The 15,039-nt window shown below is 55.2% G+C and carries 15 protein-coding genes and 1 pseudogene; 5 read left to right on the top strand and 11 right to left on the bottom strand.

Features of this window, described 5'->3' with window-relative positions; all coding sequences use genetic code 11:
- Both DEO48_RS26915 and DEO48_RS03090 read left to right on the top strand, forming a co-directional pair.
- Positions 1 to 281, top strand: a pseudogene (locus DEO48_RS26915) (hypothetical protein); the annotation flags it as partial.
- A 31-nt stretch (positions 282 to 312) separates the two neighbouring features.
- A complete protein-coding gene (locus tag DEO48_RS03090) occupies positions 313 to 846 on the top strand; it encodes a fimbrial protein (RefSeq protein ID WP_109844343.1) in 534 nt (177 codons plus the stop codon).
- A gap of 120 nt (positions 847 to 966) precedes the next feature.
- On the opposite strand, the gene uspE is transcribed toward DEO48_RS03090, so the two are convergent.
- The 7 genes from uspE to DEO48_RS03055 form a co-directional block, all read right to left on the bottom strand.
- Positions 967 to 1,917 (bottom strand): universal stress protein UspE, encoded by a 951-nt coding sequence (uspE, locus tag DEO48_RS03085; RefSeq protein WP_023335478.1) that lies wholly within the window; start codon positions 1,915 to 1,917, stop codon positions 967 to 969.
- A gap of 109 nt (positions 1,918 to 2,026) precedes the next feature.
- On the bottom strand, positions 2,027 to 2,179 hold the full coding sequence (locus DEO48_RS03080) for a hypothetical protein (RefSeq protein ID WP_223826004.1): 153 nt from the start codon (positions 2,177 to 2,179) through the stop codon (positions 2,027 to 2,029).
- Between the two features lie 176 nt (positions 2,180 to 2,355).
- Entirely contained in the window at positions 2,356 to 3,108 is a 753-nt protein-coding gene (gene fnr, locus DEO48_RS03075; RefSeq protein ID WP_006174991.1) for a fumarate/nitrate reduction transcriptional regulator Fnr, read from the bottom strand.
- Between the two features lie 183 nt (positions 3,109 to 3,291).
- On the bottom strand, positions 3,292 to 3,807 hold the full coding sequence (gene ogt / locus DEO48_RS03070) for a methylated-DNA--[protein]-cysteine S-methyltransferase (protein ID WP_109844342.1): 516 nt from the start codon (positions 3,805 to 3,807) through the stop codon (positions 3,292 to 3,294).
- A 10-nt stretch (positions 3,808 to 3,817) separates the two neighbouring features.
- Positions 3,818 to 5,344 carry a p-aminobenzoyl-glutamate transporter gene (gene abgT, locus DEO48_RS03065; protein WP_029740288.1) on the bottom strand — a complete coding sequence of 509 codons (1,527 nt, stop codon included), beginning with the start codon at positions 5,342 to 5,344 and terminating at the stop codon, positions 3,818 to 3,820.
- Between the two features lie 41 nt (positions 5,345 to 5,385).
- Positions 5,386 to 6,831 carry a M20 family metallopeptidase gene (locus DEO48_RS03060; protein ID WP_109844341.1) on the bottom strand — a complete coding sequence of 482 codons (1,446 nt, stop codon included), beginning with the start codon at positions 6,829 to 6,831 and terminating at the stop codon, positions 5,386 to 5,388.
- Positions 6,831 to 8,141 carry a M20 family metallo-hydrolase gene (locus tag DEO48_RS03055; RefSeq protein ID WP_109844340.1) on the bottom strand — a complete coding sequence of 437 codons (1,311 nt, stop codon included), beginning with the start codon at positions 8,139 to 8,141 and terminating at the stop codon, positions 6,831 to 6,833. The genes DEO48_RS03060 and DEO48_RS03055 overlap by 1 nt, the downstream gene beginning before the upstream one ends.
- A gap of 175 nt (positions 8,142 to 8,316) precedes the next feature.
- Here DEO48_RS03055 and DEO48_RS03050 point away from each other — a divergent pair, with 175 nt between their 5' ends.
- Together DEO48_RS03050 and smrA are read left to right on the top strand one after the other, a co-directional pair.
- Complete coding sequence (locus tag DEO48_RS03050; protein WP_047652176.1) at positions 8,317 to 9,228, top strand: LysR family transcriptional regulator; 912 nt, start codon at positions 8,317 to 8,319, stop codon at positions 9,226 to 9,228.
- Between the two features lie 354 nt (positions 9,229 to 9,582).
- Positions 9,583 to 10,146, top strand: a complete 564-nt coding sequence (gene smrA / locus DEO48_RS03045; protein ID WP_029740284.1) for a DNA endonuclease SmrA — start codon at positions 9,583 to 9,585, stop codon at positions 10,144 to 10,146.
- 27 nt (positions 10,147 to 10,173) lie between these two features.
- On the opposite strand, the gene DEO48_RS03040 is transcribed toward smrA, so the two are convergent.
- On the bottom strand, positions 10,174 to 11,835 hold the full coding sequence (locus tag DEO48_RS03040) for a methyl-accepting chemotaxis protein (protein ID WP_039262714.1): 1,662 nt from the start codon (positions 11,833 to 11,835) through the stop codon (positions 10,174 to 10,176).
- Positions 11,836 to 11,979: 144 nt separating this feature from the next.
- On the opposite strand from DEO48_RS03040, the gene DEO48_RS03035 reads away from it, so the two are divergent.
- Positions 11,980 to 12,846: an aldo/keto reductase family oxidoreductase gene (locus tag DEO48_RS03035; RefSeq protein ID WP_039262712.1), complete on the top strand. Its 867-nt coding sequence runs from the start codon at positions 11,980 to 11,982 to the stop codon at positions 12,844 to 12,846.
- Between the two features lie 45 nt (positions 12,847 to 12,891).
- Here DEO48_RS03035 and DEO48_RS03030 read toward each other — a convergent pair whose 3' ends face one another.
- From DEO48_RS03030 to DEO48_RS03020, 3 genes are all read right to left on the bottom strand, one after another.
- Positions 12,892 to 13,092, bottom strand: a complete 201-nt coding sequence (locus DEO48_RS03030) for a hypothetical protein (protein WP_109844339.1) — start codon at positions 13,090 to 13,092, stop codon at positions 12,892 to 12,894.
- Between the two features lie 211 nt (positions 13,093 to 13,303).
- On the bottom strand, positions 13,304 to 14,569 hold the full coding sequence (locus DEO48_RS03025) for a Y-family DNA polymerase (RefSeq protein WP_109844338.1): 1,266 nt from the start codon (positions 14,567 to 14,569) through the stop codon (positions 13,304 to 13,306).
- Positions 14,570 to 14,571: 2 nt separating this feature from the next.
- Positions 14,572 to 14,991 carry a translesion error-prone DNA polymerase V autoproteolytic subunit gene (locus DEO48_RS03020; protein WP_109844337.1) on the bottom strand — a complete coding sequence of 140 codons (420 nt, stop codon included), beginning with the start codon at positions 14,989 to 14,991 and terminating at the stop codon, positions 14,572 to 14,574.
- Between the last annotated feature and the right edge of the window lie 48 nt (positions 14,992 to 15,039).

Below are 15,039 nucleotides of genomic sequence, written 5' to 3'. Positions count from 1 at the left end.
CGCGATCGAACACGATGCGAAATCATGATCGACTACGGTGCGAACTGGCGATCGATCACCGTGCGAATATGCAAGGGGAAGGTTACGCGACTAACGTCGCCGTAGAGCTGCAGAACAAAACGGCGGGTACAGATGTCGGAAAAGGCGCCACTATGACTGTAGATGTAGATGCTAGCCAAAAAGCGACCTTTCCGCTTCAGGCGCGCGCCTTTAGCAAAAGTGGTGGGACTACTCCTGGAAATATCAGCACTACAGTGCTGATGAATTTCACCTACAACTGATAAGGCAAGGATAAAAGGCAGGGGAGCCATTATGCAAAAACACTCTATTCGTCAGGCCTTATTATTGATTATAGCCGTTTTGTCGGCAGAAAGTGCTATGGCGGCTAATGTGAATATCACCGGCAAAGTTATCGCAGCGGCTTGTTCTGTCAGCACTAGCCTGGCTAGCGGTCAGCAGGTCGACCTGGGTACATTAGGCAGAACGAAGTTTCAGTTCGCTAATGATGCAGGTGAGTGGCAGAGCTTCTCGCTGCAGCTGAATAACTGCCCAGAAGGAACGAAACGTAGCACGGTGACTTTCACTGGTACGCCAGATGACAACGACGCAACGCTCTTTGCCAATACGGAGCCTGAGACCAGTGCTGCCAAAAATATTGCTATTGAAATGGCGAAAGATGCCGATCGCAGTGTTGTGTTGTCAAACAACAGCACTATGACGGTGGATGTTGATACCACTAGCAAAAGTGCCACGTTTCCGCTTGCGGCACGGATGTACACCTCCGTGGGTGGTGTACAGCCTGGCAACGTTACCAGCACTGTGTTGGTGAACTTCACCTATCAATAAAAGAGCAGAAGATCATTCTGTATGCTTTTTTGTGTGGTATGAAAGCGCATTGCCAGCAGTGATATTGTTTGCGCGTCGTATACAGTTAAACGGCAGAGTAAATACTGCCGTTTTTTTTCGTTAATCGTCTTCCGGATCGTCCAGCTCAACCGGCGTCTGATACTCATCCGGCTTAATGACCAGCAGGTCGCAGCGCAGATGGTCGATCACCTGTTCGGCGGTATTGCCGAGGAACGCGGCAGAAATACCGGTTCGGCCAATGGTGCCCAGCACCACAATCCCCGCCTGCAGGTGTTCCGCCAGATCCGGGATGACCTCCTCAGGTAGGCCTTTTTCCACGTGAGTCATTTTCTCATCAATGCTGAATTTCTGGCGCAGCGCTTTCATGGCCAGCAGATGCTGACCGCGGATCGCGTCGTTGTACACGCTCGGGTCAAATTCAGGGAGCTCAATGGCAATGTTAATCGGGGTGACCGGATAGGCGCCAACCAGATGCACTTCGGTATGATTGACCTGATCGGCAAGCTGGATGGTCTCCTTCACCAGCTTCTCGTTTAGCGAATTGTGATAATCCTCTTCGCTCGCGAGGTTTACCGCCACAACGGCTTTCCCGCCTTCAGGCCACGGCTGGTCTTTCACCATCCAGACCGGGCAAGGGCATTTACGCAGCAGGTGCCAGTCGGTCGGGGTGAAGATCACGGATTCCAGCTTGTCGTGCTGGTGCGCCATCTTCAGCAGCAGGTCGTGCCCGCCGGCGACAATCTCCTGGATGATGGCTTCGAAAGGTCGGTTATGCCAGACCACTTTAATATCAATGGGCACGCCCGCTTCCAGATAATACTTCGCCTGTTCACGGATCCACGCGGTACGCTGGCTGATGACGCCCTGACGCATAGCGGTGCGCTCGTCAGGCGACAGAAGGGTGGTCATCTCATACGAGAAGTCATAGATCGGCAAAAACGCTTTGATTTTGCCACCAATCCGTTGATGTAAATACACAGCACGTCGTAATGCCGGCTGATCGTCCTGATTCGGATCGATAGCTACCAGCATGTTTTGATACTTGGCCATACAGGTCTCCTTACTACTGTCACCACAGTCTGTAATTAAAAGAGTAACCTATATATCCTGAATGAAACAGAGGGGAGGTTTTGCCAGATCAATATTTCATGAAAATTTATCAGAGGAAAAGTACCGTCGTCGTCACCGCGATAAACGCAATAAACAGCAGCACCATCACCGCTATCGCAAAGGTCGTGGAGTCCTGAACGTAGGTTTTTTCCTCCCCCTTCATCGGGCCGACGAGCATGATCCAGATGAAGAGAAAGGTCACAGAGGCAATCACGACTGAAACGAAAAACAAACTTTCTCTCAATTCATAACCTCAACGAGAACCTTTCGGGTGCTGTGTGGGGACGTGCTACGGTGAAAATATTCTGAAACGGAAGTGATTATACCAGACCAATAAATCACAAGAATTTATCAGTCTGGTCATCAACATGCGGAGAGTTACGCCACGTTGCGGGCGTGTCCGGCAAGAACGGCAAGCGCTTCACCGTTTTCGATAGTGATGTATTTACCTTTAACGGCCAGCATCCCGCTTTTCTGGAAACGGCCCAGCAGACGGCTGATGGTTTCCACGGTCAGGCCCAGGTAGTTACCGATATCGCCACGCGTCATCGTCAGACGGAATTCACGCGGCGAGAAGCCACGCTCGGCGAAGCGGCGGGAGAGGTTGTAGATAAACGCGGCCAGGCGCTCTTCTGCGTTCTTTTTAGAAAGCAGCAGAATCATGTCCTGATCGCCTTTGATCTCACCGCTCATCAGACGCATCATCTGCTGACGCAGGTTAGGCATCTTACCGGACAGATCGTCCAGAGTTTCAAACGGGATTTCGCAAACCATTGAGGTTTCGAGTGCCTGAGCAAAGCTCGGGTGATGGCCCGTGCCGATGGCATCAAAGCCCACCAGGTCGCCCGCCAGATGGAAGCCGGTGATCTGCTCATCACCCTGTTCGGTGATGGTGTAGCTCTTGATGGTGCCAGAACGGATAGCATAGAGCGATTTCAGTTCGTCTCCCGCTTTAAACAGCGTCTGCCCTTTCTGAATAGGCTTTTTGCGCTCGATGATATTATCAAGCTGATCGAGTTCATGCTCATTCAGGGTAAACGGGATACAGAGCTGGCTAATGCTGCAATCCTGGCAATGGATAGCACAACCGCCAGACTGAATGCGTCGTATAATTCGCTTTTCCGGGATCATAGGTTTGCTCAAGCCTTAATTGATATTGGTCAATTTTAACATCTTTTTGGTAAGTACGTAAGCCTGACAAACCCTCAATAAGGACAAGAGACGGCAACGTGTCGCCATCTTCTTGAAATTCCACAGCTTGATTATGGATTTTTAGCCTAACCGGAAGAAAATTAAGCACAAAAAGCCTGGGATCTAGAGCAACAGATACCCTTCGTGACGCAGCAGCCACTCTTTTCGCTGCACGCCGCCGGCATAGCCTGTCATGGTACCGTTGCGGCCAATGACGCGATGACAGGGCACCACGATGCTGACCGGGTTAGAGCCGTTAGCGGCACCCACCGCGCGTGCGGCGCCTGCGCGGCCTAGCTGTTCCGCGAGCTGGCCGTAATGCATGACCTGCCCGCAGGGAATGGACCGCAGCGCCTGCCACACTTCGCGCTGAAAAGGCGTGCCTGCCGTGGCGGTCGGCAGAGTATCGATGATGCTGAGATCGCCTTCGAAGTAGGCCGCAAGCTTGTCGCTCAGCCCGCCCGGGTTGGTGGAGCGGATACGTTCATACCCCTGTGAGCGGTAGTGAACATGGAGCAGTTCTTCCATCCGGTCGCTGTGCTCTTCCCATTCGACGGCGCGCAGGCAGAACTGCTCGTCCGCGATCACCCACAGCGGCCCGAGCGGCGTCGCAATCTTATCTTCGAGTAATCTCAGCATCCTCATTCCTTTAGTTCAGCCTCGGGTAAATCCCCGGCCCAATCGGCAGGCCGACAAGATACCATGCCACCAGCATCACCAGCCATACCCCTAAAAAGATAAGCGGGTAGGGTAAAACCAGCGAATAGTAGGTACCCAGTTTGGCCTCGGGTTTATAGCGCTGCAGGAAGCCTAAAAACAGCGGAACAAACGGCGAAACCGGCGCCAGCGGAATCACCGAGGAGTCCGCGATACGGAACAGGATCTGCGCGAAAGCCGGGTGGAAGCCCAGCATCATAAACATCGGTACGAAGATCGGGGCCAGAATCGACCAGATGGCGGAGCCGCTGGCGATAAACATGCACAGCAGGGATGACAGCAGCGCCAGGCCGACAAACGCCGGTACGCCGCTTAGCCCGGCCGCCTCCAGCGCGTCGGTCAGGCCCACGGCCATAAACTTGCCCATGTTGCTCCAGTTAAACATCGCCACAAACTGCGCCAGCGGGAACACCATCACGATAAAGCCCGCCATCTCCTTCATCGGCTCGATCATCAGCTGCGGCAGATCGCCCTGGCGGCGGATTTTGCCGGTAGCGATACCGTAGGCGAGCGAAACGACAAAGAAAAAGAGGATAATCAGCGGCACGATGCCCTGAATAAACGGCGACGGCAGGACGGTATGTTTAACCGGATCGCGCAATATTCCGTTTTCCGGCACCACCATCAGCGCCACCAGCGCGATAAAGGCCAGCGAGACCACGCCCGCCACGCGCAGGCCGAAGCGCTGCTCTTTGCTCAGGGTCTCCAGCTTTTCATCGCTACGGCCTTCCCATTTACCCAGCCGCGGCTCGATGATTTTATCGGTAATCAGCCCGCCGACAATCGTCAGGACAATCACCGAGCTGGCCATAAAGTACCAGTTGTCGATCACGCTGACGTGCATTGCCGCATCAATGGTCTTTGCCGCCTCCGTGCTGATGCCGGACAGCAGCACGTCGGTGGTGACGATCAGCAGGTTAGCGGTAAATCCACAGCCCACGCCCGCAATCGCCGACAGCAGGCCCGCCACGGGATGACGCCCGACGGCGAGGAAAATCAGCGCCCCCATCGGCGGCATGATCACCAGCGCGGCGTCGGAGGAGATATGGCTGAAGAAGGCGATAAACAGCACCATATAGCTGGCGTAACGCGCGCTGACGTGGGAAGCCATCTTCACCATTAATGCAGGCAACAAGCCCACGCGTTCAGCCAGCCCGGCGCCCAGCACCAGTGCCAGAATGGCGCCGAGCGGGGCGAAGCCGCTGAAGTTTTTGATGACGTTGGGTAAAAACCAGTGCAGCCCGTCAACGCTGAGCAGGTTTTTTACCGCCACCAGGCTGCCGTCAGCCGGGCTGCGCACGCTCACGTCAAAGGCGGAGAGCACGGCGGTGGCGACCATTAAAATCACAATCAGATAGATAAACAGCAGGAAAGGGTGCGGCACTTTATTGCCGATCCTTTCAACCCAGCCATAGAGCTTACCGGATGGGGAATGCGAAGGTATGGAAGACATACTCATGGGCGTTCCTCGGGAGTGTTGTGTCGTTGTGTTGTGTTTTTTTATTTTAAAGGTGACGGTGTCACGCCCTGCGGGATCGGACACTCGTACGGTTTTTCTTGTAATTGTTGTTCGAACTCTTCACGGCATTTTTTCAGCAGCGCCGCGTCCTGCAGCAGATTGAGCGCGGTTGCGCCCATCACTTTTCCGGCCAGCAGCATGCCTTTGTGGGCAATGGAGGTACGTCCCTGCGCCACCAGTTGCCAGGTGTGCAGCGGCGTGCCGACGGTAAAGCAGGGGCTGAAGCACTGGGCGACCGGCATTTTCCAGCTTACGTCGCCCACGTCGGTTGAACCCGCCAGCACGTTGTCGGTGATGGCGTAAGGCGCGACTTCATCCACCAGCAGCGTCTCATGATGACGATGGGCAAAGGCTTTACCCGCATCACCGCCCGTCGCGGCAATATTTTTCAGGCTGTTTTGCAGATCGTTGGGCGTCAGGGTGGCGCGGATCTCGCGGGCGAAGGCGCGTTCCTCGGCGGTCCATTCTGGCGTGCCGTAGTGCTGCAACGCGCGATACATCGCCGCTTCAAGCGTGCGGTTCGGCAGATAGCTGGAGCAGGCTTTATCAAAGCGGCACTCGACGGTGGTTTCGGTCATCATCGCCGCGCCCTGGGCAATTTTCTCGATGCGTTCGTAGATCTGCTGCGCATCGGCCATCACCGGGGCGCGGATCAGGTACAGCACTTCCGCCTGCGCCTGCACCACGTTGGGTGAAATCCCGCCGGTATCGGTGATGGCGTAATGGACGCGCGCTTTCTCGATGATGTGTTCGTTGAGGAAGTTGGTGCCGGTGGTCATCAGCGTCACGGCGTCGAGCGCGCTGCGTCCCAGATGGGGGGAGTTGGCCGCGTGTGCCGCCACGCCGTGAAAACGCCAGGCGGCCTGAATATTCGCCAGCGTGCTGACGTTAAACATCCCGGCGAAGGCTTCCGGGTGCCAGGTGACGGCGGCATCGACGTCATCAAACAGACCTTCGCGCACCATAAAGGTTTTCCCGGAGCCACCTTCCTCGCCGGGACAGCCATAAAAACGCACCGTTCCGCTGCCGGCGTGCTGCTCCAGCCAGCTTTTCACCGCCACCGCGCCCGCAAGCGCCGCGGTGCCTAAGAGGTTATGTCCGCAGCCGTGGCCGTTGGCTCCCGGCGTGGCGGATTGCGCCGTTGCGCAGTGCGCCTGCTGGCTTAGCCCGGCCAGCGCGTCGTATTCGCCCAGCAGGGCGATGACCGGTTTCCCGCTGCCGAAGCTGGCGATAAAGGCATTTGGAATACCGCCGGCCTCGCGCGTCAGCGTGAAGCCCTCGGCCTCCAGCTCGCTGGCGAGCCGTTCGGCGGACCAGAACTCTTCAAAGCGGGTTTCAGGACGATCCCAGATCGCGTCGGCAATATCGGTTAACGTCCGACATCGCGTGTCGATCGCATCGGCAATAAAAGCGTAGTTCTCCTGCATTACACACCTCGCGTCCACGGGAAATTGAGCGCAGTTCGCGCCAGCGTTTCAATGGCAATCGCCATGACCTGCTCATCGAAGTCGAATTTTTCGTTGTGATGTCCGGCGCTCAAATCCGTGCCGAACACCATATAGGACGCCATGCCGCCGTTCTCCTGCACGCGGGCCATCATCAGCGTGGCGTCTTCGGAACCCGCTGGCGCCTTCACCTTATCGATGGCGTGAATAATCCCGGAAACCCGGCTCGCCTGTTCGCGCAGATAATCAACCCACGCCGGTGTCGGCGCGCTGGAGGTTGCGGCGCCCATCAGGCGCATCTCGGCGCTCACGCCGTAGAGCGCCGCTGCGCCGGTAATAACCGCCTGCGCGCGTTCAAAGACATACTGATTAATCGCTTCGCTTTCGCCGCGCGTTTCAACCTTTATCAGGGCATTCGCGGGCACCACGTTGCGTCCGCTGCCCGCCTGCATCACCCCGACGTTCACCCGGGAGGCGCCGTCGCTGTGCGGGGCGATGCTGTGCAGGGCGAGGGCGGCCTGCGCGGCGGCGAGCAGGGCGTTACGTCCGTCCTCCGGTTTACCGCCCGCGTGTGCGGCAACGCCGGTAAAGTTCACGTCGAACTTGGTGGTGGCCATAAAGTTATCGCTGCCGCAAATCACCGTTCCGGCAGGGACGCCGGTACCAATATGGATGGCCGTAAAATAGTCCACGTCGTCCAGCGCCCCGGCGGCAACCATGGCGCGCGCGCCGCGGGTACCTTCTTCGGCAGGCTGGAAGATCAGCTTGATGGTGCCGTTGAGCTGCGCGTCATTCTGCTTAAGCACCTGCGCCAGCCCCAGACCAATAGCGGTGTGGCCGTCGTGCGCGCAGGCGTGCATCATGCCCGCGTTGCAGGAGGCAAACCCGTCGCGGAACGGGCGATGGCTTTCATCCAGCGCTTCGCTTAAATCAAGGGCATCCATGTCGACGCGAAACGCCAGGGTCGGTCCAGGACGGCCGGTTTTGAGGGTCGCCACAATGCCGGTAAACCCGCCTTCAAACGGCGCCAGCCATTTATCTGGTGCGCCCTGCGCCCGCGCGCGGGCAAACTCTTGCGCCAGGGTAGCGGCATCGGGCAACCCCATCCGGCTTTCGGCATCGACGACGTCGCGGCCCATCGCCAGTTCGTAACCCAGCGAATCGAGGATTTCCGCGACTTTCGCGGCCGTTCGAAACTCTACCCAGCCGGATTCCGCGAAATGGTGAAAATCGCGACGCCATGCGCTCAGCTGCGGGGATAATGTCTGGATGTACTGCGCCAGTGTGTCCATATCTGTTCCTGTCATCATTAAAATATGTGAACTGCTTCACGCTGTGATAGTTTTTACTTATCACTAACCGATTTTTCACAGTTTTAACCGTTCAGGAATTACCCTCGCACATCCCTTTCCATTAAAGTAGATGACAGTTTCTTTACTCTGATAAACAACGGTTATCGGTCGGGCTATGACATTCCAGATTAAATTTCATCAAATCCGGGCGTTTGTTGAGGTTGCGCGTCAGGGCAGCATTCGCGGTGCCAGCAGGACGCTGAATCTTTCCCAGCCGGCGCTGACCAAATCCATCAAAGAGCTGGAGGAGGGCATGGCGGCGCAGCTTTTCGTGCGCAGGAGTAAAGGCGTCGCGTTGACCGAATGCGGTGAGGGCTTTTACCAGCGCGCCAGGTTGATTCTGGAAGAGCTGCGCGCGGCGCAGGATGATATCCGTCAGCGGCAGGGGGAGCTGGCCGGGCAGATCAACATCGGGATGGGGGCCAGCGTTTCACGCACGCTGATGCCCGCCGTTATTACCCGCTTTCATGCGCAGCATCCGCAGGTCAAGGTGCGGATTATGGAAGGGCAGCTGGTGTCGATGATCAATGAATTACGCCAGGGCGAGCTGGACTTCACCATCAATACCTATTATCAGGGGCCTTACGACCAGGAATTTACGTTTGAAAAGCTCTTCGAAAAACCGTTTGCGGTATTTTGTCGGGAAGGTCACCCGGCAATGGGGGCAACGTCAATTAATGAACTTCTGCATTATAACTGGACAATGCCGACGCCGCGGGGAAGTTATTATAAGCAATTAGAGGAGGTATTTAGCGATCGTTCGCAAATACCGCGAATTGGTGTGGTTTGCGAAACATTTTCTTCCTGTATTAGCCTGGTCGCGCAAAGTGATTTTTTAAGCATATTGCCGCAGGAGCTAGGCTGTGACCCGCTGCTGGCACACCGTCTGGTCATGCTGCCGGTTGTCGAATCGCTTCCTAAAGCAACCTATTATTTAATTCAGCGCCGTGATTCACGTCAGACGCCCCTGGCTGAGTCATTAATTACGCAGTTCAGAAGGGAAGCCAGAAAAATAGTCGTCGCGTGACAGATATATAAAAAAAACAGGATCTGTCCGACATCAAACAGACCCTATAGTACACACAGCAGTGCGTCCTTTCGCCAATCCTGAGTATTATATCCATGAGGCAGGTATATTTAGGTATAACACCTTTCCCGAAAAATGAAAGGCGGGCGAGCAATTGATTTTACGGAATTTTAACATAAATCACGTATTTTACCTTTGCTGAAATTTTAGTTAAGTCTGATTTAAATCTATTTAATAATTACTATATATATTCATCAGGTTAATATTATTGCCACGCATCGCCCTGTAACGGTGATTGAGGCCGGTCTCTGGCGCAGGTATAGTACAGTCCTCAGATGTAGCCGGAGGATGTCCATGAACCCTGACGACAAATCATTTTTTCTTGACGCCATGGAAGATGTCCAGCCCCTGAAGCGCTGCGCGGATATTCACTGGCAGCCCAGCCGCAATACGCGGACGCGCGAGGAAGTGGATAGCGAACAGCTGGATAACTTCCTGACGCTGGATTTTCTTGACGTGCTTCCCCTGGAAGAACCGCTGGCGTTCCAGCGCGAAGGGGTACAGCAGGGCGTTATCGATAAGCTGCGCTCGGGGAAATATGCCCGCCAGGCCAGCTTAAACCTCCTGCGCCAGCCCGCCGAACGCTGCCGTCAGATGCTCTATTCTTTTATTCGCCAGGCCGGACGCGACGGGTTACGCAATCTGATTATCATTCACGGGAAAGGGCGCGAGCAAAACTCGCATCCCAATGTGGTGCGCAGCTATCTTGCGCGCTGGTTAACCGAGTTTGAGGAAGTGCAGGCCTTCTGCGTGGCGCTGCCGCATCACGGCGGCAGCGGGGCATGTTATGTTTCACTGCGAAAATCGGATGAGGCAAAACAGGAAAACTGGGAGCGGCACGCCAAGCGCAGCCGCTAGCGGGCGATCTCCTCGCCCGCCGGTGACTCAGAACGTTTCCCAGTTGCTGTCGGTGGAGGCGGTTGTCGTTGCCGGACGCAGCAGCTGTGGCGTTTTCAGACTGGCCGGGCGCGGGGCGACCGCTTTTTCTTTGCCGTTCAGGCGAAACGCGGCTACCGCCTGGCGCAGCTGCTCGGACTGATCTTCCAGTGCTGCAGCCGCCGTGGCGGACTCCTGCACCAGCGCGGCGTTTTGCTGCGTCACGCTGTCCATCTGCGAAACGGCCAGGCTCACCTGCTCAATACCGCGGCTCTGCTCGTCAGAGGCAGATGAAATCTCACCCATGATATCGGTCACGCGGGTGACGGCGGCGACAATTTCCTTCATGGTGGTGCCAGCCTCGCTGACCTGCTCAGAACCGGTATTCACCCGGCTGACGGAGTTCTCGATAAGCCCTTTGATCTCTTTCGCCGCCTGCGCGCTGCGGCTCGCCAGCGTACGGACTTCACCTGCAACAACCGCAAAACCACGGCCCTGTTCCCCGGCGCGTGCCGCTTCCACCGCGGCGTTTAGCGCCAGAATGTTGGTCTGGAACGCGATGCTGTCGATCACGCCGGTAATATGCGCAATTTGCTGCGAACTGTCGGCGATTTCGTTCATGGTGCGAACTACGTTATCCACGACGTGACCGCCGCGAGCGGCCGTCTCAGAGGCGTTTTTCGCCAGCAGCGTGGCCTGACGGGCGTTATCGGAGTTCTGTTTAACCGTCGCGGTCAGCTCTTCCATGCTGGCGGCGGTCTCTTCGAGCGAGGCGGCCTGCTGCTCGGTGCGGGCGGAAAGATCGTTGCTCCCCGCAGCAATTTCGCCTGCGCCGGTGTAGATGGAATCCGTACTTCCCCGTACGGCGCTGACGGTGGTCACCAGCGACTGCTGCATCTCATGCAGGCCGGCGGCCAGCTGGCCCATCTCATTGCGACCGGAGATAGCGATCTCCTGCGTCAGGTCGCCCCCTGCAATGGCGCGAATATGGTTCATAATGGAGTGGAGAGGTTTTAACAGCAGATGTTGTAAACCCTGCCAGATGACCACCAGAACCGCGATAACGGCCAGCAGAATAGCCGCCAGCGTCCACTGCATCTGCGTGAAGCTGCTCTGGTTCTCTTCGGTTGCGGCCTTCAGCAGGGTGTTGTTTTCGGCGCGCCAGCGGTTATAGACCGCTTCCATCTCGTCCTGCGCCTGCTGCGCGTCCAGATCGCCATAGGCCTGGTAGTTGTCGGCACGCAGATACTCAATCGATAAGCGCATCACTTCGTGCATCTGGTTCCAGGACTTCTGCATCTCGTCGGTTAATGCCGCCTCCTGGCCGTTAACCTGCGGCAGCTTCTGCCACTCTTTGTTATAGGCTTCGGCTTTTGCCAGCGAGTCGGCTGCGGTGCCAAGCAGTTTATTGATCGCCGCAAGGGAAGCCGGGTCGCGCTGGTTTTTCAGGTAGCGGATCGCCACGCGGGTGACGGTGACGCGCGTTTTCACCAGCGTGTTCACGCTGTCGCTCAGGCTTTCCTGCTGGGCATTGAGCACGCCGGAATTCTGGAAGTTATGGCGATCGTTGCTGACGGCAGAGTAGAACAACCCTCCCGTGACAACTTGCAACAGACAGAATATGGTGAGGGCAAAGATAATACCGGTAATCACGTGCAAATTTTTCAGCATAGCGGTCGTCCGTTAGAAAGGATGCAGAGGTACACCAATACTATCGTCGTATAGAATTTAAACTTTAATTTAACTCGCGCTTAACTAAGGGCTCCGGTAAGGAACCTGTTGTAAATCCGGATCATTTTTATGAGGAAGGTTAACATGAGCAGCATTGATAAAAGCGGGACGTACGCGCTCGGGACGCGGACGGTAAAACGACTGGGCTACGGTGCGATGCAGCTCGCCGGGCCGGGCGTCTTTGGCCCACCGAAGGATAAGCAGGCCGCGCTGGACGTGCTGCGCGAAGCGGTGGCGGCGGGGGTGAACCACATTGATACCAGTGATTTTTATGGTCCTCATGTCACTAACCAGCTGATCCGCGAGGCGCTTCACCCGTACCGGGACGATCTGACGCTCGTCACCAAGATTGGCGCCCGCCGCAACGACAAAGGTGCCTGGCTGCCGGCCTTTTCCGCGCAGGAACTGACGCAGGCGGTGCATGACAACCTGCGTAATCTGCAGCTGGACGTGCTGGACGTGGTGAATCTGCGGATCATGTTTAGCGCACACGGGCCGGCGGAAGGGTCGATTGCGGAACCGCTCTCCACCCTGGCCGAATTACAGCAGCAGGGTCTGGTGCGTCATATTGGCCTGAGCAACGTCACGGCCACTCAGGTTGCGGAAGCCCAGAAGATGGTCCCGGTGGTGTGCGTGCAGAACATGTACAACATTGTAAACCGGGGTGACGACGCGCTGGTGGATCTGCTGGCGCAGCAGGGGATCGCGTATGTGCCGTTCTTCCCGCTGGGCGGCTTTACGCCACTGCAATCTTCCGGGCTGAAGACCGTCGCGGATTCACTTGGCGCCACGCCAATGCAGGTTGCGCTGGCATGGCTACTGCAACGTTCCCCGAATATTCTGCTGATCCCTGGTACCTCTTCCGTGGCGCATCTGCGGCAAAACCTCGCGGCGGGGGAGCTGCGTTTGCCGCCTGAAGCACTGGAAACGCTGAATTCGCTGAGGGATTAAAGGTGACACGCGCAAAGCCTGAAGGATGCTTCCGGCTTTGCGCGCTTAGGCTCCTGTCTGACTTTTCTGCCTGTGCAGCGCCAACGCTTCCGCCACAATCTCCTGCTTGCTCTTACGCGTCTCAAAGGCGGTGGTTCTGATGTACTCCATCAGATTGGGATCGATGCGGGCGCTCAACATCCTGAGATCGGCCTCCTTTGCCAGACCGCGTGCAACACGCTTGTCTGGATAGTCACGGGCTGGCATTGAAAATATTCTCCAGTAAGTCTTATTAATTCGTTCGGTAAAATATGCTTTTATCTGACTTAAAAGTCAATGCTTAGTTATGTCGTAGTGAATTCTTTTTTATAAGTCATAAATAAGTGATTTGCTATTACTTGTATATGGCTTGTGCTGTTAAGTCCGTTAACGCATATCGGGGAGAACCGTAGGGCGGGTTAAGGGCGATTCAGTCTATTCATTTAACAGTGGGGAGATCAGCAAATCGTGTTGTGTATCGAGGTGAAAGCATTTCCCGTTTCATCTGCCATTGTTGCTGGATCCCTTGTCCAGCGAAATAGAGCGTTCCACGGCCATTTTCAGCATTCAAATGATCTAATACATCCATTAACTTTTGGCTATTTTTCCTTGGTGTATTGTCGTCAAACAGATTAAGTTGGGCGACACCTTGGCTATAAAAATCACCCAGCATGACGCCCGCTTTCTGATACCGATGCCCGTTTTTCCAGATAACATCCAGACAGCGGATGGCTGCATCGATGATATCTCTGCTGTCTCGGGTCGGTATGAGCAGTTTTACCGAAGCGCTATTACCATAATACGGTTCGTTAGGCGCGAAGGGGGAGGTTTTAACAAATGCTGAGATAAATCGGCAGTGCTGGTGTTCATTACGCAATTTCTCCGCGGCCCGGGTCGCATAACTACAGATTGCCTGACGCATCTCTTCGTATCCGGTGATGCGCCCACCGAACGAACGAGAGCAGATGATCTCCTGCTTTACCGGTGTAAATTCTTCCAGCTCAAGGCACGGTTCCCCCCGCAATTCGCGGACCGTTCTCTCCAGCACAACATTAAAATGCTTTCTGATGAACCGAATATCGGTTTCCGCCAGTTGCAATACCGTTTTGATGCCCATAGCTTCAAGATTTTTGGTAATTCGTCGACCGATCCCCCAGACCTCGTCGACCGGCAGGACTGACATCAGTTTTCTCTGGCGATCCACATTCGATAGATCAACGACGCCTCCAGTCTGCCGCTGCCATCGTTTTGCCGCATGGTTTGCCAGTTTGGCCAGGGTTTTTGTCTGTGCAATACCGACTCCTATTGTCAGATGCGTACGCTGTAGTACTGTAGCTCTGATTTCACGCCCAAATTCGGAAAGATCGCGACAGTTCCTGACACCGGTTAGGTCACAAAATAATTCGTCAATTGAGTATATTTCACAGCGAGGAGACATCTCTTCCAGCGTGGTCATCACCCGGTTTGACATATCGGCGTAGAGTTCATAGTTGCTGCTGAAGCACACCACACCGTGCCGTCTGAAGATATCCTTTTGTTTAAAATAGGGCTCGCCCATTTTTACAAAAGGTTTTGCTTCGGCAGAACGAGAAATAACGCAACCGTCATTATTTGACAAAACGACCACGGGTCTGCCCTTCAGGTCCGGGCGAAAAACGGTTTCACAGGAAGCATAGAAAGAGTTCACATCACACAGTGCAAACATGGTCAGCTCGCAGATTTCACGATATAGGTTACTACGCCGAAAACCTCTAGATTGTCTTCGCTCCCGATGAGTATAGGCTTGTAAGCGGGATTTTCAGGCTTGAGCATAACAATAGGATGCAACTGCAGGCGTTTAACAGTGAACTCACCGTTGACGGTAGCAATGATAATGTTGCCGTGTTTAGCCTTGCGGGAGCTGTCTACAACCAGTAAATCGCCTTCGCCAATTCCTGCTTCAACCATTGAGTCACCGCTAGATTTGACGAAATAGGTCGCACTTGGGTGCTGGACCATAAGTTCATTCAGATCTATACGACGCTCTACATAGTCCTGCGCAGGACTGGGAAAACCGCAAGGAACAAGGTCATTGAACATGGGAAACGCCATTATCTGGCGTAGCTCGGTAGGCGCGAAGAACTGCATGATGATCACCGTTAATGATTGCTGTATGTATATACAGTATTGTAGATC

The sequence above is a fragment of the Enterobacter sp. CGMCC 5087 genome, from assembly GCF_003144775.1.
GTDB lineage: Bacteria > Pseudomonadota > Gammaproteobacteria > Enterobacterales > Enterobacteriaceae > Enterobacter > Enterobacter cloacae_M.
This window is presented reverse-complemented; position numbering and strand designations above follow the sequence as displayed.

Excerpts from the sequence above, each read along its gene's own strand:
- smrA (WP_029740284.1), top strand. The coding sequence starts at position 9,583 with ATGAACCCTGACGACAAATCATTTTTTCTTGACGCCATGGAAGATGTC.
- uspE (WP_023335478.1), bottom strand. The coding sequence starts at position 1,917 with ATGGCCAAGTATCAAAACATGCTGGTAGCTATCGATCCGAATCAGGAC.
- fnr (WP_006174991.1), bottom strand. The coding sequence starts at position 3,108 with ATGATCCCGGAAAAGCGAATTATACGACGCATTCAGTCTGGCGGTTGT.
- DEO48_RS03050 (WP_047652176.1), top strand. The coding sequence starts at position 8,317 with ATGACATTCCAGATTAAATTTCATCAAATCCGGGCGTTTGTTGAGGTT.
- DEO48_RS03025 (WP_109844338.1), bottom strand. The coding sequence starts at position 14,569 with ATGTTTGCACTGTGTGATGTGAACTCTTTCTATGCTTCCTGTGAAACC.
- DEO48_RS03090 (WP_109844343.1), top strand. The coding sequence starts at position 313 with ATGCAAAAACACTCTATTCGTCAGGCCTTATTATTGATTATAGCCGTT.
- DEO48_RS03055 (WP_109844340.1), bottom strand. The coding sequence starts at position 8,141 with ATGGACACACTGGCGCAGTACATCCAGACATTATCCCCGCAGCTGAGC.
- DEO48_RS03035 (WP_039262712.1), top strand. The coding sequence starts at position 11,980 with ATGAGCAGCATTGATAAAAGCGGGACGTACGCGCTCGGGACGCGGACG.
- DEO48_RS03040 (WP_039262714.1), bottom strand. The coding sequence starts at position 11,835 with ATGCTGAAAAATTTGCACGTGATTACCGGTATTATCTTTGCCCTCACC.
- DEO48_RS03020 (WP_109844337.1), bottom strand. The coding sequence starts at position 14,991 with ATGCAGTTCTTCGCGCCTACCGAGCTACGCCAGATAATGGCGTTTCCC.
- DEO48_RS03060 (WP_109844341.1), bottom strand. The coding sequence starts at position 6,831 with ATGCAGGAGAACTACGCTTTTATTGCCGATGCGATCGACACGCGATGT.
- ogt (WP_109844342.1), bottom strand. The coding sequence starts at position 3,807 with ATGCTGAGATTACTCGAAGATAAGATTGCGACGCCGCTCGGGCCGCTG.
- DEO48_RS03030 (WP_109844339.1), bottom strand. The coding sequence starts at position 13,092 with ATGCCAGCCCGTGACTATCCAGACAAGCGTGTTGCACGCGGTCTGGCA.
- abgT (WP_029740288.1), bottom strand. The coding sequence starts at position 5,344 with ATGAGTATGTCTTCCATACCTTCGCATTCCCCATCCGGTAAGCTCTAT.